Origin of the sequence: Paenibacillus sp. FSL H7-0943, assembly GCF_037963265.1 — a bacterium.
In the GTDB taxonomy this organism is placed as follows: domain Bacteria; phylum Bacillota; class Bacilli; order Paenibacillales; family Paenibacillaceae; genus Paenibacillus_AQ; species Paenibacillus_AQ odorifer.
The window spans coordinates 3,687,875-3,707,232 of record NZ_CP150148.1 but is presented as its reverse complement, the minus strand read 5'-3'; the positions used below and the strand labels follow the sequence as shown (position 1 = coordinate 3,707,232).

General features: G+C 44.5%; 17 protein-coding genes. 12 read left to right on the top strand and 5 right to left on the bottom strand.

Annotated features, from left to right (window positions below):
- Nucleotides 1–60: 60 nt before the first annotated feature.
- The 3 genes from NSQ55_RS16130 to NSQ55_RS16120 all read right to left on the bottom strand — a co-directional run bounded on the left by NSQ55_RS16130 (nt 61) and on the right by NSQ55_RS16120 (nt 2,977).
- Nucleotides 61–243: a hypothetical protein gene (locus NSQ55_RS16130; RefSeq protein ID WP_076126661.1), complete on the bottom strand. Its 183-nt coding sequence runs from the start codon at nt 241–243 to the stop codon at nt 61–63.
- A gap of 227 nt (nt 244–470) precedes the next feature.
- Nucleotides 471–1,700: an aminopeptidase gene (locus tag NSQ55_RS16125; RefSeq protein WP_076126659.1), complete on the bottom strand. Its 1,230-nt coding sequence runs from the start codon at nt 1,698–1,700 to the stop codon at nt 471–473.
- 44 nt (nt 1,701–1,744) lie between these two features.
- Nucleotides 1,745–2,977, bottom strand: a complete 1,233-nt coding sequence (locus NSQ55_RS16120; RefSeq protein WP_036676902.1) for an aminopeptidase — start codon at nt 2,975–2,977, stop codon at nt 1,745–1,747.
- 178 nt (nt 2,978–3,155) lie between these two features.
- Between NSQ55_RS16120 and NSQ55_RS16115 the strand changes: the two genes are divergently transcribed.
- Nucleotides 3,156–3,434, top strand: a complete 279-nt coding sequence (locus NSQ55_RS16115) for a hypothetical protein (protein WP_076126655.1) — start codon at nt 3,156–3,158, stop codon at nt 3,432–3,434.
- Between the two features lie 54 nt (nt 3,435–3,488).
- On the opposite strand, the gene NSQ55_RS16110 is transcribed toward NSQ55_RS16115, so the two are convergent.
- On the bottom strand, nt 3,489–4,805 hold the full coding sequence (locus tag NSQ55_RS16110) for a TrkH family potassium uptake protein (protein WP_076184980.1): 1,317 nt from the start codon (nt 4,803–4,805) through the stop codon (nt 3,489–3,491).
- Nucleotides 4,806–4,996: 191 nt separating this feature from the next.
- Here NSQ55_RS16110 and NSQ55_RS16105 point away from each other — a divergent pair, with 191 nt between their 5' ends.
- From NSQ55_RS16105 to NSQ55_RS16095, 3 genes are read left to right on the top strand one after another with little or no spacing between them, the layout of a single operon-like run.
- Complete coding sequence (locus NSQ55_RS16105; RefSeq protein WP_036677380.1) at nt 4,997–5,350, top strand: VOC family protein; 354 nt, start codon at nt 4,997–4,999, stop codon at nt 5,348–5,350.
- Nucleotides 5,351–5,375: 25 nt separating this feature from the next.
- The gene (locus tag NSQ55_RS16100) at nt 5,376–5,804 is read left to right on the top strand and encodes a GNAT family N-acetyltransferase (RefSeq protein WP_076184843.1); all 429 of its coding nucleotides are present in this window, start codon (nt 5,376–5,378) and stop codon (nt 5,802–5,804) included.
- A gap of 24 nt (nt 5,805–5,828) precedes the next feature.
- A complete protein-coding gene (locus NSQ55_RS16095; RefSeq protein WP_076126651.1) occupies nt 5,829–6,362 on the top strand; it encodes a GNAT family N-acetyltransferase in 534 nt (177 codons plus the stop codon).
- Nucleotides 6,363–6,411: 49 nt separating this feature from the next.
- Here NSQ55_RS16095 and NSQ55_RS16090 read toward each other — a convergent pair whose 3' ends face one another.
- On the bottom strand, nt 6,412–7,722 hold the full coding sequence (locus NSQ55_RS16090) for a hemolysin family protein (protein ID WP_339168001.1): 1,311 nt from the start codon (nt 7,720–7,722) through the stop codon (nt 6,412–6,414).
- Nucleotides 7,723–7,836: 114 nt separating this feature from the next.
- On the opposite strand from NSQ55_RS16090, the gene NSQ55_RS16085 reads away from it, so the two are divergent.
- From NSQ55_RS16085 to NSQ55_RS16050, 8 genes are all read left to right on the top strand, one after another.
- Entirely contained in the window at nt 7,837–8,604 is a 768-nt protein-coding gene (locus NSQ55_RS16085) for a DUF1836 domain-containing protein (RefSeq protein ID WP_076190239.1), read from the top strand.
- An 80-nt stretch (nt 8,605–8,684) separates the two neighbouring features.
- Nucleotides 8,685–9,896: an MFS transporter gene (locus NSQ55_RS16080; RefSeq protein ID WP_143761951.1), complete on the top strand. Its 1,212-nt coding sequence runs from the start codon at nt 8,685–8,687 to the stop codon at nt 9,894–9,896.
- A 185-nt stretch (nt 9,897–10,081) separates the two neighbouring features.
- Complete coding sequence (locus NSQ55_RS16075; protein WP_339167997.1) at nt 10,082–11,638, top strand: TerB N-terminal domain-containing protein; 1,557 nt, start codon at nt 10,082–10,084, stop codon at nt 11,636–11,638.
- Between the two features lie 15 nt (nt 11,639–11,653).
- A complete protein-coding gene (locus NSQ55_RS16070) occupies nt 11,654–12,973 on the top strand; it encodes an ATP-binding protein (protein ID WP_339167995.1) in 1,320 nt (439 codons plus the stop codon).
- A complete protein-coding gene (locus NSQ55_RS16065; protein WP_076126645.1) occupies nt 12,970–15,168 on the top strand; it encodes a DEAD/DEAH box helicase in 2,199 nt (732 codons plus the stop codon). The genes NSQ55_RS16070 and NSQ55_RS16065 overlap by 4 nt, the downstream gene beginning before the upstream one ends.
- Before the next feature lie 172 nt (nt 15,169–15,340).
- Nucleotides 15,341–17,011, top strand: a complete 1,671-nt coding sequence (locus tag NSQ55_RS16060; RefSeq protein ID WP_076126801.1) for a spore germination protein — start codon at nt 15,341–15,343, stop codon at nt 17,009–17,011.
- 37 nt (nt 17,012–17,048) lie between these two features.
- A complete protein-coding gene (locus NSQ55_RS16055; RefSeq protein ID WP_076184847.1) occupies nt 17,049–18,152 on the top strand; it encodes a GerAB/ArcD/ProY family transporter in 1,104 nt (367 codons plus the stop codon).
- Nucleotides 18,145–19,335, top strand: coding sequence for a Ger(x)C family spore germination protein (locus tag NSQ55_RS16050; RefSeq protein WP_076126641.1), 1,191 nt, complete (start codon nt 18,145–18,147; stop codon nt 19,333–19,335). The genes NSQ55_RS16055 and NSQ55_RS16050 overlap by 8 nt, the downstream gene beginning before the upstream one ends.
- Nucleotides 19,336–19,358: the final 23 nt, after the last annotated feature.

The window sequence follows — 19,358 nt, the reverse complement described above, 5'->3', positions numbered from 1 at the left end:
CACTGCTCCATAGAGAGTGATTAACCGTAAGCGTTTTCCAATAAAATTATATCCATCACATTAAGGTTCCAACATAGGCGCCAAGTAAGCAATCAGGAAATACAAGAATCCAAAAAGCAGCATAACATAGGCAGTGTATTTAATAGCATTAGATGCAACAATTCTTGAATCTACCGGTGGTTGAATTTCTAGCTGTTCTTCTTCGAGGCTGTCAACTTCTTTGGATACTGGGTCTCTCAACATGATAATCCCCTCCTTGGAAATTCAATCCTTAACTGTATTGTGACATATTTGTGAACAGAAATCAACAATAGTGTGAACAAATATTGAATTTTTATTCAAATTTGGGCATTTTACCACCTGAAATGTTGCTGTTAAAACAAAAACAACCCGCTTACTCTCTAATTAGAGAGCTAAGCGGGTTATTTGAAATTGGTTCTACCTAGGATCTAACGGGTGTTGTTTATGCCTTAAGCCCAATCCCCATTACGGAAGATAGGTACTGTTGTTCCATCATCGTTAATTCCGTCAATATTCATTTCAGGAGAGCCCATCATAAAGTCAACATGGGTATGGCTTTGATTCATTCCTTTTTCCAACAGCTGTTCTTTAGTCATCGTAATTCCTTCTTGAATTGTGAAGGCATAAGCTGCACCTAAAGCCAAATGACAGGAGGCATTCTCATCATACAACGTAGTGTAATAAAGAATACCGCTCTCAGAAATCGGAGAGTGGAAAGGCACCAAAGCAACTTCACCAAGATAGGAAGATCCTTCATCCAGTGCGATTAGTGATGCCAAAGTTTCTGCGCCTTCTTCAGCAGTAAAATCAATCACTTTACCGTTCTCAAAGGTCAGCGTGAAGTTATTGATTAGATTGCCGCCGTAGCTAAGTGGCTTAGTGCTGCTCACTTTACCATTAATACCAGACTTCAGAGGGGCAGTAAACACTTCTTCCGTTGGAATGTTGGCTAGGAAAGGGACGCCCTTACCGTTCACAGCTCCTGCCTGACACCAGATGTGTCCTTCCGGCAACTCAATAGTTAAATCTGTACCAGGTGCTGTATAATGCAGCTTGCGAAACTTACTTTCATTCAAGGAAGCGCAACGAGTTTTGAGTCCATCTAAATGGCGGCTCCATGCTTCAATAGGATCTTCCTGATCCGCACGTGTGGCTTTAAAGATGGCGTCCCATAATAGTTCAACCTGCTGCTCTGATGGAGCGTCAGGGAACACTTTTGCCGCCCAAGAGGCTGATGGGAAGGCAAGGCCGCTCCAGCTCGCATGATTCCCCATTAAGTACTCACGATAAGGTGCTAGGGTCTGCCCAGAAATACGTTGATTATCGGCAATTCTTCCCGGTTCAACGCCTTTTAAAAGATCTGGGTCAGCGGAGATAATGGTTAGAAATGCGGCTCCCTTTTTAGCAAGATCCTCTAATTCATCGGCTTGCCACTGCGGCGGCTCCAGGAAGGAATCAGATGGAGCAAGATCATAACGTGTACGTAATACAACTTCATCACTATAATTCACCTTTACAAGTCTCGCGCCGGCTTCATAGGCTTTGCGAACCACAAGTCGCACAAGCTCTGCGGATACAATATCTGCATTCACAACGAGTGTCTGACCCGGTTGAATATTAACGCCAATCTTCACGGCCAGCAATGCGTAATTCTCCAGCTTTTGCTTGAAATCCAACATAGTTTCTATTCCTCCCAATATCCTGTATCTCTTGTGTGCTTAAATTAGAACGCCCAGTTTCCATTCAGGAAGACAGGTTCTTCAGTTCCATCAGCAGTTATCCCGTAAATGTTCATCTCAGCTGACCCGATCATGAAATCCACATGGGTTACACTATTGTTGAGGCCATGCTCAATTAACTGCTCTGGATTCATGTCTTTACCGCCTTCTAAACAGAAGGCATAAGCCATACCTATAGCAAGGTGATTAGAAGCATTTTCGTCAAACAATGTGTTGTAATAAAGAATGTTGGATTCAGAAATAGGGGATTTATGAGGAACCAAGGCAACCTCCCCTAAGTATTTCGCTCCTTCATCCATGCTAATGAGGTGCTCTAGCGCTTCTTGACCTTGCTCAGCAGTAACACTTATAATACGGCCGTTCTCAAAGCTAATAGAGAAGCCATCGATGATGTTGCCGCCATGACTAAGTGGCTTTGTACTTCTTACAGTGCCATTAACACCAGTCTTTAGTGGTGCAGTGAAGACTTCTTCGGTAGGCATATTGGCTACAAAAGAATGACCTTTTGCATTAATGCTGTCTCCTTGTGCCCAGATATGGCCTTCAGGAAGCTCGATGCTAAGGTCAGTGCCAGGTGCTATGTAATGCAGCTTTTTATATTTTTTTGCGTTGAGTACATTCGCTTTTTGCTCCAAGGTGTCAAGATGCTCCTGCCATGCAGCTACTGGATCTTCACGGTCAAGACGCACAGTGTGGAAAATGGCTTCCCAGAGTTTATCTACACGTTCTTCGGCTGGAACCTCAGGGAATACTTTATCCGCCCAAGCTTGACAAGGAACAGCTACAATACTCCAGCTCACTTTGTCGGACATTTGCATTTCACGATATTTGGTGAGGGCAGCTCCTCGTACTTTTTGAAAATTGGAGATACGAACTGGATCAATACCTTTAAGTGCATCAGGATCTTCAGCGATCACGTTAAGGATAGCCGCACCTTTTTCGGCGAATTCAGTCATTTCACCTGCGTACCAAGTAGGAGGCTGAGTGAATACCTCTGGTGCAGCGTGTTCAAACTGTTGGCGTGTAATGCTTGCATCACTCCAGTTCACCTTAACTAAACTTGCTCCGATAGCATATGCCTTAGCGGTAATTAGACGTACGAAATCAGCGGCAAGAATCGGTGCATTCACCACTAGAATTTGCCCGGGTTGAACATTAACACCTATTTGTACAGCTAAATCTGCATATTTACTAAGCTTAGCCTGAAAATCAGTCATTGTAATTTCCTCCATTTACTAATAGTTTAGTACTTTACAAGCATTGTACTAAATTATTAACCGCCGGATGAAAAAAGTCAATTACGTGGAATTTACAGTGCAAAGAGAAGGAATTACATTCATTTCAATGATATACTGAAAGGGTAGCTGATTTGATGATAGGAAGGAAGATAAGTGGATGAATTTAGAGATCGTAAGTGCTGAAATGAGCCGTAAAGAAGATAAAAGTTATGTAGGGAGGACTGTATTCACTCTCGAAAATCATAAGGCTCCATATGAAATTACTTTCTTCAGTACAAGAGGAACGGAATGGGATTACAGTCTAAGCTTTGCGGGTGAGCCTGGGAGCGAGGAACAGTTCTTAGAAACGGATGCATTGCTGGAGAATAACGATGATGTGTACAATCAGTTGCTGGATGCTGCACTTGATCAACAAGAAATCGTGGAAGAACAATAATATTATTGATATGACGCCAGCGGCATTATCTGGTAGCCGCTGGCCATATCATGATTATCCAATCGTTATCTTACCTTCTGGGTAACGGTACAGTTCTTTACTGCCTTTTGGTTTCAAAGCATAAGCAAGTGTAAGTGGTCCGGTCCGGCCCATAAACATCAGGATAATCACTAGAACCTTTCCTGCCGTAGTCAGTTCCGGAGTAAGGCCCATAGATAAGCCTGAGGTTCCAAAAGCAGATACTGCTTCAAAAAGTACAGTTAGAAATTCAGCGCTCTCGGTTAAGGATAATAACATCGTAGCGATGACAAGCAGCATAAGAGACATTAATGTGATAGTAAGGGCTCTATATACATTTTCTTTAGCGATCCGGTGGCGGAACATTACAATATCTTCTTTCCCCCGTAATCGCGCAGCTACTGCAGTAACCAGTACGGCGAATGTAGTGATCTTGATTCCTCCACCCGTCGACCCAGGTGCAGCTCCGATAAACATCAATAGAATCATCAGAAATTGTGTGGATTGCCGTAAAAGTGGAACTTCAATGGTGGTGACACCACCAGATCGCGGAGTTACCGCTTGTAAAAAGGTCGCCCAAAACTTTCCGCTTGCACTCAAGGGCTTCAGCGTAGAATTAAACTCCAGTAAAAAAAACAGCCCCGCACCAATAACAATCAATATAAGAGAAGTCCAAAGAACAACCTTTGAATGAAGAGTGAGTCTTCTGCGTTTAGGAAAGTCCATAAGATCAGAGAGAACGATAAAACCAATCCCTCCAAGAAATATGAGACTCATTGAGGTGAAGTTAACAATGGGATCATTTACAAAACGAGTAAGTCCGCTAAACGGCCCATGAATATCACCGAAGAGATCAAAGCCTGCATTATTAAAGATAGATATACTGTGAAAAATCCCATAATATGCTGCTTTCCCAAAGGGCATATCCATCATAAACCTTCCAGCAAACAACACGGCCCCCGACAGCTGAATAACAAGAGAATAGATCAGGACTCTACGGATTAAGAGTACAATTCCCTGCATCGAATTTTGGTTCATGGATTCTTGCAAAAGGATTCGCTCTTTCAAGGATATCCGTTTATTAAGGACCAAGGTAATCAAAGTAGCCATCGTTACAAAGCCTAATCCTCCGATTTGAAATAAAATGAGTAGAACAACTTGTCCGAAGGTAGTTAGCTGAGTTCCCGTATCAATGACCGCAAGGCCTGTTACACAAGTGGCTGAAGTCGCCATAAACAAGGCATCGATAAAGGATATTTGTCCGGATGTTGAGGAGACCGGGAGACTAAGCAGAAAAGTCCCGGCAGTGATAAGGATTAAGAATCCTAGTGATAAAACTTTGGGCGGGGTCATTTTAAAACCACCGAAGTTCAGGTTAGCCAATGTAATTCTCCTGACGTACGTGATATTGGAGTAATGCTCACAGAATTATAACACAACTTACCAGCCCTTCCCTAAATGGAGGGAGGTAATTGACATATTTTATCGAATTATTCTAGAATAACACCCTATCCGTCAACTTAAAAGAGGAGGCTTTCTTAATGATGATAAGTCCGATTCTGAATCAGATTGGTGCTGTTTTTATTCCGGTAAAGGATATTGAGAAATCAAAACAATGGTATTGCCAATTGCTTGGACTCCCATTAGATGGAGAGGTATTATTCGGTCATTTATATGTAGTCCCTATGCAGGGACCGGGCATCGTTTTGGACAGTAAGATTTACACCGCTGAATCTGTTCTAAACATCCCTTCGTTTCATCTTAACACCGAGGATATTGATGCTGCTTATGATTATGTAAAGGCCAACGGAGGAGAGATTCTCACGGATATTGAGCATGATCATTGGTTTAATTTTAAAGATCCCGATGGAAATGTGATCATGGTCTGTCGTTGTTAATCGTTGTATAGAAGGGAGTAGACGAATGATAAGAGAAGCAGTGCCCGAAGACGCTACCTTCATTGAAGAACTTTATCGGATTTTGCTGCCTGAGCATCCAGCTATTCATGTATCTCCTGAGCGGCTGAAGCAGATAGCAGATCATCCGGAGAGTTTTCTATATGTGTGCGAAGAACAAGAAACAATTGTCGGGTCGTTACATCTTCATTTTTGTATGGATGCTTTGTGTGACGATAGGCCCTTTGCTGTCATAGAAAGAGTCATTGTGGCTGAAAAAGTACGAGGAAAAGGGTATGGCGCAATGCTAATGAGACATGCCGAGAATGTAGCAATCTCCAAGGGAGCCCTTAAGATTATGTTATCAAGTGCTGCAAAGAGAGAAGAAGCGCATCGTTTCTACGAAATTCTTGGTTATGATAGCAGCTCCAGTAAGGTATTCAAGAAGTACTTATAGTTATTTACGATTGGAAGTGATGATATGATGGTTACACTTAGAGAACTGGTGCCGGAGGATGCAGGTGAACTGCTTCGACTTCAGCATCAGTTAGACCAAGAGTCCAAATTTATGTTATTGGAACCGGATGAAAGACAAGCTAGTCTTTGTCAGGTCAAAGAAATGCTCGAAAGCTTTCTGGCAGCAGAAACTTCAATTCTTATAGGGGCAGAGGTTGACGATCATTTGGCAGGTTACTTGTCTGTTAGAGGTGGAAGTGTTAGACGCAATAGACATAGCGCGTACATAGTGATTGGGATTCAGAAACAATATCAGGGGAATGGGATTGGGGCTGGCCTGTTCCGTGAGATGGACATCTGGGCTATGAACAATGGGATTGTTCGTCTTGAGTTATCCGTCATGACCCATAATCAAGCTGCTTTGGGGCTGTATACCAAGAGCGGGTTTGAAATCGAAGGGACGAAGCGGAAATCTCTTATTGTCGATGGTGAGTGGGTGGATGAATATTATATGAGCAAAATTCTCCAAAAAGAAAAAAGGATAGAGTGTCAGATTTAATCTGATGACCCTATCCTTTTTTTATGAATAAAGGTTATGATTTCGTGATTTATGATGATTCAGTGTTGCTTGATTGTTCGATAACAACCTCAACCTTGCGGACACGGTATCTGTTCATCTCGCGGATGGTCAATGTTACATGGTCACGAACAATACTTTTGCCAATGGCTGGATCTGCGATATGACTGTATACCCAGCCTCCAACTGTGGTCACTTCTTCATCTTCGAAATCAAGCCCTGTAAGATCCTTGACCTCTAACAGAGATACCTTACCATCGAACAGATAGTTAGTATCGCTTATTTTTTCGACTTCTCTGCGTTCATCACCGTCAAACTCGTCACGGATTTCACCAACGATTTCTTCCAAAATATCTTCAATCGTGATGAGACCGGATGTTCCACCATATTCATCAAGCAGCAAGGCAATATGCACACGCTCCAACTGCATACGAGTTAGAAGATTCTTGACCGGTGTCACCTCAGATACTGTCAGTACGGGTTGAATTAAACTATGGAAATCAAAATCAGGATTGTTATCATACTGCAAATAGAGCTGTTTCGTGTTGATCATTCCGATAATATTATCCTTGCTGCCTTGTGCCACAGGGAAACGAGTATATTGCTCCTTGCGGATAATTTGGAAATTTTCTTTCAACGAATGATTGGTGAAAAGACATACCATATCGGTTCGCGGAACCATGATTTCTTTGGCGAGCATCTCATCAAAAGTAAAGATTCGGTTAACATAGCCATATTCGGCTTTATTGATTTTCCCGCTTTCGTAACTCTCGGACAGGATCAAACGAATCTCATCTTCACTATGCGCGTCTCCATGCTCACTAGCTGGTTTCATCCCAAAAAGACGAACAAGCATATTAGCGGAACCGTTCATGAACCAAATGAGAGGGTACAAAATTCTGTAGAACCAAATAATCAGCGGTGAAGTAATTTGACCGATTTTTTCCGGAATGTTTATAGCTGCCGTCTTCGGAGCAAGTTCTCCGACAACGACGTGCAAGAATGTTGCAATGATGAATGCGAGTAAAAACGCAAGAGGGTGACTCACACTAGAACTGATATTGGCCCAGTCGAAAATAGGAAGCAATAACTGTTCGAATGCAGGCTCTGCCAGTGCACCAATACCCAGCGCAGTGATAGTAATCCCGAGCTGACAAGCGGATAAATAGCCATCAAGATTAGCGGATACCTTCTGTACTGCCAAGGCATTCTTCTTTCCGTCAAGCACCATTTGACTGATCTGGCTACCTCTAAGTCTCACCAATGCAAATTCTGTTGCTACAAAAAAAGCGGTTAAAATAATCAAAATAACCACCAACGTCAAACTAAGTCCTATACCCATATAATCTTTACCATCCCTTTCGTTCCTAAAATAGGTTATACTCATTATTATGAGTTCTTATGAACTATTCTACGAACTTTTCAGTAAAATATCAAATGGTGGAGGGAAACAGATATGGAATCATTTGCATTGACTCGTGTGGAGATGTCCAGTCTACTGCTCTCATTGACCGGATTGTCAGACCGGAAACCGCTGAATATCCTCCAAGAGGCATGGGCAAAGTTTCACCGTGAAGAATTACAAAAGGGGACTTCGTTACCCGCTTTTTTATCAACCAATGTTCCACCCATATTACAAAAGATCATTAAAGGCGGCCATGTAAAAGGCTTTTCACTTGGTGAAATTGCTTCATTGGGCCATCTTATAGAGTATTCCACATTGACCGTCACAGCTATGCAAAATTGGGTCAAGCGCGACTTCAAGGAATATCTCGGTTCGCCTAAAGAAGGAAAGAAATATTCGGTTAATCAGGCGGCGCTTTTGTTTATTATCGATGATCTCAAATCCGCTCTTAACTTTGAAAGTATCCGCCAACTGTTCCAGCTAATGTTCCTAAAGCCGGATCGCGATGATGATGATCTAATTGAACCGGCCAAGCTGTATTACGCCTATGCAGGGCTTTTTGAGGAGATCAAAAGCAATCCATCGATTCAGACGCAATGTAAAGTAGATCAAGTGTTGCACAAGGAGTTCTCTTGGAAAGATGATACCTCATTAAAAAGCTCTATAGATCGTGTGATTAACCGGCTGACACATTTGTCGAGAGCGCAGAGAGAATCCGTTCGTAATATGCTGCTTATCGCCACAATTTCTGTGCAGACCTGTTATTTTCAATCGCTGGCTAGGCAATACTTTAATGCTGCTTTATTTCTTGATTTTTGAGCACTTCAATTTTAAAATGTATAAGTGAAACAATCAAAAGTAAGTTTATTGGTTAATGGGTTGAAAAAGGGGGCTTCGAAGTGAATCAAATGACACTGCTGCGGAATCCGAAACAAAGGAAATTACTCTTCAGCGCTGGCTTGAGCTGGATGTTCGATGCAATGGACGTCGGAATGATTTCTTTTGTTGTAGCAGCTTTAGCTAAGGATTGGAATCTGGGACCGGAGCAGATCGGTATATTGACTAGTATTAATTCCGTCGGTATGGCAGTAGGTGCTGCAGCGGCAGGGATATTAGCAGACCGCTTTGGCCGTAAACCGATATTGCTGTGGACACTCCTTATTTTCTCGGCGGCAAGCGGATTATCTGCATTTGCAACAGGCTTTGCGATCCTCTGTGTGCTTCGTTTTATTGCTGGGTTTGGTCTTGGCGGAGAGCTGCCTGTCGCTTCTACCTTGGTCTCAGAGAGCATGCCTGCTCAGGAGAGAGGCCGTGCGGTTGTGCTTTTGGAGAGCTTTTGGGCAGTCGGTTGGATTGCTTCGGCATTAATCGCGTTCTTCATTATCCCTGATTATGGCTGGCGTATAGCTTTCGGAATTGGGGCTGTACCTGCACTCTACGCTTTATATCTAAGACGGGCGATTGATGATTCACCGAAATTTGCTGAGATTAAAAAGGCACCCGTTTCCTTAAAGAAACGAATCGCTACCGTATGGTCGCCAGAATATCGCCGTTCTACAATTATGTTGTGGATTTTATGGTTTACGGTGGTGTTCTCGTATTATGGCATGTTTCTATGGCTGCCTACAGTTATGGTACTTAAAGGCTTCAGCTTGGTCAAAAGCTTCGAGTATGTGCTTATTATGACGCTCGCTCAGCTGCCTGGATATTTTACTGCCGCTTACTTTATTGAAAAGTTCGGACGTAAATTTGTCCTAGTCATCTATATGTTGTTCACTGCAGTTAGCGCCGCATGGTTCGGAAATGCGACTACTGAAGGCATGCTGATGGCTGCAGGAATTTGTTTATCCTTCTTCAATCTTGGCGCTTGGGGTGGCATGTATGCTTATACGCCAGAGCTGTACCCAACGGCTATTCGTTCCACAGGCGCTGGTTTAGCAACTTCCTTTGGCCGGATTGGGGGCATTATCGCACCTTTGCTGGTAGGGGTTCTAGTAGGTAAATCTATGGCGATTGGCTCGATCTTTATGCTATTTTTTGTAACGATTATTATCGGTGCATTAGCGGTATTGTTCCTTGGCAAAGAAACAAAGGGAACCGAGCTTCTCTAAAGTGTGATTCTGCATTACATACTTGATGTTAATCTATCAACAATGCTAAAATATCAAGAAGAAACGATGTTGTCGTCCTGTATGGATGACCACTATTCACGTAAGAACAAAACGGTTCCTTCACAGTTGTGAACAGGACCGTTTTTTTACATTAATCCTTATTTATAAGGACGGAGCGATCGCACATGAGTAATGATAGGAAGCAGCCGCATTTCACAGAATTAGTCTGGGAAAGTACGGAACAAAATGTACCGATTCCGCCGCGAAATTCCCCTGAACCTGCGCTGCCTAAGTCATCTTCTAAGAATAATGGCAAAACAAATTCAACCCCTGAACCTTCATTACAGCTGCAGCTTTGGGATACAGAGATGGAAACGCCGGAGCCTGTGACTACCACCGAAGGGCAGTTCGTAACAAGAGCGAAGGAATTAGTTGAAAAAACTGAGGACTCAGCGCTTTTTGTTCCTTTTAAGAGTTACTGGCCTACATATGGCCATATGACAGGCACGCAAAGCAGATGGTATTTTTATTGGCGGAATGAAGTTAGACAAGGCAGATATCTGAAAACAGATCTTTCTTATATTTTTCTGCATGTATATGAGCTTATTAATGGCGTGGGGTGGACTGACCCTAATGATGGCTATAGGCAGCTAAATCTGATCTGGGAAGCTTACCGGGAAAGTTATAAACGTTTGGATCAATATCTTGGCGGCTGGATCGCGGACTTCTCTTTTGTACATCATTTGGATGTCCCGCTTTCTATCATTGTGGCTCGTTCACGTGGTCTTGCTGGGGATCTGGCGGAGCTTGAATTAATGAGAGGACTGACGACTGCTCCTGAGCAGCTAACCTTCGCAGTATTAACGGCAATGTCTGACTATGATATTAGTAAATCCAAGTTCTACATCGGAGAAGGCAAAGAAGCTCTTGAACAATACATTCCGCAGGTCGTGGCGTTAATTAATGCTTATGTCACCCGGAAACACGGCTCCAATCTAGTTGAAATGTTTCCGCCTGGACCAGCGGTGATGCGGGAGCGTTATTTATTCCGAAGTGCCGTATATGATATTTCATTATATGGCTATTCTGTTCTTATACCGGTTGTACGTATTAGTAAATCTCCACCACTTCGCAGTCTGATTACAAGGCTATTTCGTCTGACTGAGAATAAACTCCGGGAACTGATGGGCTACCGCGGACGACTTAAAGGTATTAATGTAGATGCCGATATGGACGATTTGATCACTCGTTTTCTAAAGCGTGAGTACCTTAAAGAGACGCAGGAAGACAAAGGGCCGACAGTCGTCATAGATCCTGAGAAGCTAGAACGCCTGCAAAGTGATTCTGAAATTGTACGGACAATGCTTACGGTTGAGAATATGGACGAGCAAGATTACGAGGCTAGCGAGCTCGAAGCAACTATCGGTGAAATCGATCCAATACAAGATAGTAAGGAAGAATTGTTGCCTGTAGAGGTGATTGAAGAAGCTCAAGCGGTTAGCATAGGATCGGAGGCAGAACAGTTTGCCAATGCTTTAAGTCCACTACAACGGGAAGCACTGCTTGCTCTTTTGGATGAGAATGGAAGTCAAGCTTTACTGAAGCTGGCTGCTGCTAATGGCACGATGTCAGAGCTTCTAATTGATGAGATTAATGAAATCGCAATGGACAATCTTGGTGATCTGATCATTGAGGGGGAAGACATTGTTGAGGAATATATCTCTATGCTGCGCAATATTTAATGAGGTGAACTTTGGATGAGTGAATTAAAAATACCTAAACGAATGACAACTGCGCTAGTCAATTCGTTGACGGCTGGTGTTGTTCCGCGTATCGGACTAGAGCACATAGCCGTTGGCCGTCGGCCGGAGATTGAGGCCATATTAAGAGATATGGAGAACATTGCAGAGGGTGGGGCAGCTTTTAAGCTGATTACAGGCAAATTCGGCAGCGGCAAAAGCTTTCTGCTTCAGATGATCCGTAATTACGCGATGGATCGGGATTTTGTAGTAGCAGATGCTGACCTGTCCCCTGAGCGTAGGTTAGTAGGAACTAAAGGACAAGGCCTAGCGACTTACCGGGAGCTAATGAGCCATTTATCGACCCGCACACGTCCAGATGGTGGAGCGTTGGAGATCATCCTGCAGAAATGGATTATTACGCTACAGCAGTCCGTGATGCAGGAGAAAGAATATGGGCCTGATCACCCTCAGCTTGGTGAAGAAGTAGAGAAGCGAATTTACGCTGTAGCCTCTGAAATGCGTGGTTTGGTGCATGGTTTTGATTTTTCCAAAGTGCTAGCATCTTATTGGAATGCACACAAGCTGGCTGATGATGACCAGAAACAGGATTCGCTTCGCTGGTTGCGTGGAGAATTTGCAACTCGGACAGAAGCCCGCAAAGCGCTTGGAGTTGGCGTGATTATTGATGATGATAATTGGTATGACTATATGAAGCTTTGGGCGGAATTTACTGCGGCTATTGGCTATAAAGGTCTGCTGCTGTTTATTGATGAAGGTGTCAATCTTTATAAAATTACGAACAGTATTTCCCGTCAGAGCAACTATGAAAAGCTGCTTACCATGTTCAATGATACGATGCAGGGGAAGGCAGAGAACTTAGGGATTTTTATAGGGGGAACTCCGCAATTTGTGGAAGATGGACGGCGTGGTTTATTTAGTTATGAGGCACTGCGATCGCGATTGGTTGCTGGCCGGTACGTGGCGGCGGGTCTGAACAATTATACTGGACCTATCATTGCACTGGACATGTTATCACACGAGGAAATTCTTGTACTGCTGCAAAAGCTTAAAGAGATTCACGCCCTACATTATGGTTATGAAGCACGTTTATCACAGGAACAATTGGTTCATTTTATGGAGGAAGCGGTTGGAAGATTAGGGGCTGAGGAACTCTTAACTCCACGGGAGGTAGTTCGTGATTTCATGGATCTGCTGCATACGCTCCACCAGCATCCGGAGATTACTTTTGAACAGCTAGTGGGCGAAAAAACGGCTAAGCCAGCTGAGACTGAGCAAAATGAACTGGATGGATTCCTGGCGGAGTTTGAATTATGAGTGATAATCCGTTCTATAGGCTGGCTCCCTTCATTAAAGAGTTTATTTATAAGAACCGCTGGGAGACTTTGCGTGAGGCACAGGTGGATGCCTGCCGGGTGCTTTTTGATACCCCGCATCATCTGCTGATTGCCTCAGGTACCGCTTCAGGTAAGACAGAGGCAGCATTTTTCCCAGCGCTTACTGAGCTGTATGAACGTCCTTCCGGTTCGGTTGGCATTTTGTATATCGCCCCTCTGAAAGCTTTGATCAACGATCAATTTACACGTTTGAATGATTTGCTTCGTGAAGGCAATATTCCGGTGTGGCACTGGCATGGAGATGTACCTCAAGCCGATAAAACAAAACTGGTGCAGAATCCTTCAGGCGTGCTGCAAATCACCCCGGAATCGCTTGAGGGATTATTAATGAACCGCCCGAATGCTATTCCAGCGTTGTTCCATGATCTACGTTTTATTGTCATTGACGAGGTGCATGCCTTTATGGGAGCTGACCGGGGGATCCAGGTGTTAAGCCAGCTGGCGAGAATCTCACGAATGGCGGGATGTCATCCTCGCAGAATCGGTCTATCAGCTACACTGAGTGACTACGCTTCTGTCACAGAGTGGCTGGCGGCGGGCACACGGGAGAGCGTTGAAGTGTCCGCTCCACAAGGCGGGCGTAAGCTCCGTTTAAGTGTGGAGCATTTCTCTTTCCCGGATGCACGGGATGAGGTGCAGGCGGAGCATTTAGAACGTGCGAAGCAGTCTTATTACGATTTTATTTATGATCATACGCATCTGAAGAAGGCGTTGATCTTCACCAACAGCCGCTCAGATGCGGAGACGGCGACCCTAGAGATGCGGAGAACGGCCGCGAAGCGTGGTGAACGGGATGTGTTTCACGTTCACCATGGCAGCATCTCCGCGATGCTGCGTGAAGAGACGGAAGCCGCGCTGCGGCAAGGCACCGGACCGGCTGTTGCCGCAGCGACGTTGACGCTGGAGCTGGGCATTGATCTGGGCGAGCTGGAGCGAGTGCTACAGGTCGGCGCTCCCTATAGCTGCGCAAGCTTTGTGCAGCGGTTAGGCCGCTCGGGCAGGCGTGGAGACGCTGCATCCGAGATGATCTTTGTCACGCCCGAGGAAGAGGACGAGGAAGCTCAGCTTCCGGCGCGGATGCCGTGGACACTGCTTCGAGCGATAGCGGTTATTGAGCTATATGTGCGCGAGAAATGGGTGGAACCCCTGGTCGTGCGTCAGCTGCCAGTTGGACTGCTGTACCATCAGACGATGAGCATTTTGAAAAGTATGGGTGAGGCCGAACCGGATGATTTAAAAGAAGCGGTTCTGAGTTTACCTTCGTTTAAAACCATAGATCCTACTGATTATGATATTTTCATGACCTATATGTTAGGCATGGGACAAATTGAGAAGATGGACGAAGGCAGCTTGATCATCGGGATGGCGGGAGAGAAGATCGTGAATAACTTCCGCTTCTACGCGGTCTTCAAAGATGATGAAGAGCATGTGGTCTATAACGGGACTGAGGAAATCGGATCGATCACAACGGTTCCACCACCAGGCTACTGTTTTACTCTGGCAGGTAAGCTTTGGAAGGTAGAAGAGGTGGATAATCGCCATAAAGCCGTTTATGTGAAAACCTCACGCGGCAAAGTAGATACGTTGTGGCTTGGTGCGGGTGGGGATGTACATACACGCATCATGAACAAGATCCGTGAAATCTTAGGAGCCACTTCATTGTATCCGTATTTAGCTCCGAGTGCGGCTGCGCGTCTTGAACGAGCCCGTCGTTTAGCGAAGGAAAGCGGAATGCTTGTGCGGTCCGTTATGCCGGCGGGTGGAGATTCCATGTTCATTCTGCCCTGGGCCGGTAGTCGGCAATTCCGTACGCTGGAGCGCCTTCTGAAGAACAACCTGAAGAGCCCTCTGGGACTGCGTTCTATCGTTCCCATGGAACCTTATTATATGGTCGTTGCGGGTAAAACAGATGCAGAAACGCTGGAAGCAGAGATCATTGCCGAAAGTATGGCTGCCACAGATCCATTATCATTGTTATCCCCAGATGAAGCACCCTACCTCGGAAAATACGATGAGTTCATACCGCATGAGCTGCTGCGCAAAGCTTTTTCCTTGGATGGATTAGATGTCCCGGGTCTGATTGAAGTTTTAAAGCAGTGGCAGCAACCTAATTAACCTTAAGCAGTACCTGTTGAAAATACTCTAAATTGCAGACGTCCGCTTATGCGGGCGTTTTCTTATGTCCGGACCAATGCTGATATATGAACTTTCCTTAAGTTTCAAATGTTGCATAAGAATAGGGTGGAAGGAGAATAGTACTAACAGATTCCTATAGAGGATGATTGCGATGTGGCCTAAAATAGTCTCTTATATTCCGGACTGGACAATTTTTATGCAGGCGGCGATTACGCTGCTCTTTCCCGTAGGGATTTTTTATCTTTACAGGCATTTGTATTTTTATGTTGGAAGCGGACGCTCCAAGGAAACAGAGGCCAAATCACAGGATGCGGAACTGAAGAAGAATGACAATCGGGAAGTAAATCCGCAGCCTCCTGTGTCTACTGCTTTTACCCAGGACTATGATGCCGATCTGACAGCGATAAAAACGGCATTGGGGGAGAACAGTGATGTACATTTTCGTGAATTCTCAGTTAAAGGTATACAGGCACGTGCCGCATTGGTCTATGTAGAGGGGATGCAGCACGAGGAGCTAATCAATCAGCAGGTGCTGCAGAATCTGATGTATGCCGGCGAAACGCAGGCTTCAGAAGGAATATACAACTACTTGAAACAGAATATGCTCCCCTTAGCTCAGCTTAGTGAAGCCAAGGATTTAGACCAACTGCAGGAGTTTGTCCTATTCGGATACACTGCGCTGATTGTCGAAGGCATGCGTGAGATGTTGCTGGTGGGTTCTCCGCATGGATCCGTGCGCGCGATTACTGAGCCGACCTCGGAGGCTTTACTGCGTGGGCCTCGGATTGGCTTTACTGAGGTGCTTAGTGAGAATACCTCTATGCTGCGGCGCCAAGGGCTTAATAAGAATCTGGAAATGAAAATGGTTGAAGTAGGCAGCGAAATCAAGAAGAACCTGGTTATCGCTTATATGAAAAACATTGTAAATCCTGATCTGCTCCAGGAAGTGAAGGAACGTATCTCCAAAATTGATATGGACTTTATTCTGGAATCCGGCTATGTGGAACAGTTGATCGAGGATGATTATTTAAGCCCGTTTCAGCAGACACAGAATACGGAAAGACCCGATCGGGTAATTGCATCCTTGTTAGAGGGAAGAGTCGCGATTTTGCTGGATGGCACACCGTTTGCACTCGTTGTTCCAGTGACGTTCAGTATGCTTTTGCAGTCTCCTGAGGATTATTATGAGCGCTGGATTCCGGGTACACTTTTGCGGATACTCCGGTTTTGCGCATCATTTCTGGCTCTGTTGGCTCCGGCGCTGTATATTTCCTTTATCTCTTTTCATCCGGGACTGATTCCTACACAACTGGCGATTTCCATTATCGAAACACGCCAAGGTGTACCCTTTCCTGCATTAATTGAAGTGTTGATTCTGGAAATTTCCATTGAAATTTTGCGTGAAGCTGGAATTCGGCTGCCGAAGCCCATAGGTCCGGCAATGGGGATTGTCGGAGGTCTAATCATTGGAGATGCCGCGGTACAGGCTGGTATTGTAAGTCCTTTTTTGGTAATTGTTGTAGCTGTGACAGCGATCTCTTCGTTTTCCATACCGATGTACAGTGCGGGGATTACTCTCCGGATCTTACGATTCGCAGGCATGTTATTTGCGGCGGTCCTGGGCATGTTCGGAACCATCCTTTTCTTCCTGCTTATTTGCAGCCATCTGACTCGGCTTTCAAGCTTTGGAGTTCCTTACGTCACCCCTATTTCCCCTTTCCGCTTAAGTGACTGGAAGGATTTGTTCGTTCGTGCACCGTTATCGATCATGAAGCGAAGACCGGAGATGCTGAAGACCCAGAAGAAAAAGCGCAGGTCCTAGAGAATGTATTCTTAGCAGGAGCAGAGGGGAGACCACAGTGTTTAAACGAACTGATGATAAGATCACAACCTCGCAGGCTTCCATAATCTTGACCAATTCAATGCTAGGTGCGGGAATTTTGACTTTGCCCAGAAATGTTGTTAAGGCTGTGCAGACTCCCGATGCCTGGATTTCAGTAGTGCTGGGAGGTATCGTCGTATCTTTGGTCATATTGGTTATGGTGAAGCTTAGCCAGCAATTTCCAGGGAAGACTGTCTTTCAGTATTCTAAAAGAATTGTTGGGAATTTTCCAGGCAGTGTAATGAGTACAATATTGATTCTTTACTTTATTGTGATTGCGGGTTTCGAAATCCGCGTTCTGGCGGAAGTAACATTGTTCTTTCTTCTGGAAGGGACACCGATCTGGGCGATTGTGATGCCGTTCATCTGGGTGGGCACTTATTTGGTGTATGGCGGGATTAATTCCATGGCCCGCGTGTTTCAGATTGTATTTCCGATCAGTATTTTTATTCTGATTATTTGTTATATCTTAAGTACCAGAATATTTGATATCCAGCATTTGCGTCCTTTTCTGAGTGAAGGCATGATGCCGGTGATCCGAGGCATGAAGTCTAGCATCCTGATTTTTACCGGTTGTGAGGTTGTGATGACAATGACGGCCTTTATGGAGCATCCGCAGCAAGCGGTCAAAGGAATGATGGTCGGTTTAAGTATCCCGCTGGTATTGTATTTGGTTACTGTTGTGATGGTTATCGGCGGCCTATCCATCAATTCTGTAATCACCAGCACCTGGCCTACGATAGATTTGGTACGGAGCTTTGAAATATCAGGGTTCTTTTTTGAACGATTTGAATTTCCGTTGCTCGTCATTTGGCTGATGCAGATGTTCTGTAATTTTTGCAGCTTTTTCTTTAATGCATCACTTGGCATCTCCCAGGTATTCCACCTAAAGATCCATCCGGTTATGTTCGCTTTAATGCCCATCATCTTCATCTGTACGATGATCCCTCAGCGCATCAATGATGTCTTTAGTCTTGGTGATGCGATTGGCTATATGGGTGTGCTGATCTTTATAATGCTGCCACTGTTATTGTCGATTGTATTAATCATTAGGAAGAAAGGACTCAAGCAGAATGTTTAGACAGCGGGTTATTCGCCTACTATTGGTATTCGTGATTCTGCTTACGCAGTCTGGCTGCTGGAGCAGTAAGGAGATTGAAGACTTGAGTGTTTATACGGGATTGGCGCTTGACAAGGGGGAGCCGAAAGGAGTCGAACGGGAGTTTGAGGAACTCGGAGGAAGCTATTTTAAGAAAAATAAATTGACGGCTACGGTACAAATTGTGCCTGAAAAAATACTCGGAAACTCTGGCAAAGATGGCGCAACACCACAAACTCATTATCACAATATTTCTGAGACAGGGGATTCTCTGCTTGAGATATTCCGCCAAATCTCAATACGTAAGAACCGTCCGATTATAGGTCATCACCTCAAGGTTGTTGTCATATCTGAGAAACTGGTGCAACAGGAGAAGATCAGACGGCTAATGGACTTTTTACTGCGAGATAATGATATCCGCCCTAGCTGTCTTATATTTCTTAGCCAAGGGCCTGCATCCGACACACTTAAAACAACTTCGGAGGAGATTCCTTCTTTTCGTCTTGCAGACATGATTCATAACCACTTCAGAACCAGTAAAGTTATGAAGGGCATAACGTTGTCTAATCTAGATGCACTTATGTACTCCAGGCAAAGCTTTGTTTTACAGAACGTTGTGGAGGCACAAGGTGAGGTGGAATTTTCCGGAGCAGGTATTATCAAGGGAGACACAGGACAGTGGATTGGCAATATTGATCAACAGGATGTGGAGAGTATTGCCTGGATCAAAGGGGACATAAAAGGTGGGAGCATTAAAGCCTATAATCAGTTGAATGAAGCGATTACTTATGAAATTAAATCAGTTAAGAGCAAGATTACGCTGAAGGAGACTGCGGATGAGAAGTTCTCTATTCATGTAGCCATTGAGTCTGATGGACGTCTTATTGAGAATTGGGATGATAATGAGCATTCCGCGGAAGTTGCCTATTTCAAAGAATTGGAGAAGATATTCGAGGAAAAATTAACCGAAAAAATCAATGCTCTTATTCACAAAATGCATTCTACCTACAAAGTGGATATAGCAGGGTTCGGAAATTGGTTTAGCATAGAAAAACCGCAGGTTTGGAAAAAGATCAAGGATCATTGGGACGAGGAATTTATTCGGATGCCATTGACCTTTGATGTTAAGCTTAAAATCACCGATTTTGGTTCCACGACTGAATGAAGGGTTCACTTGATAGCGTGTTA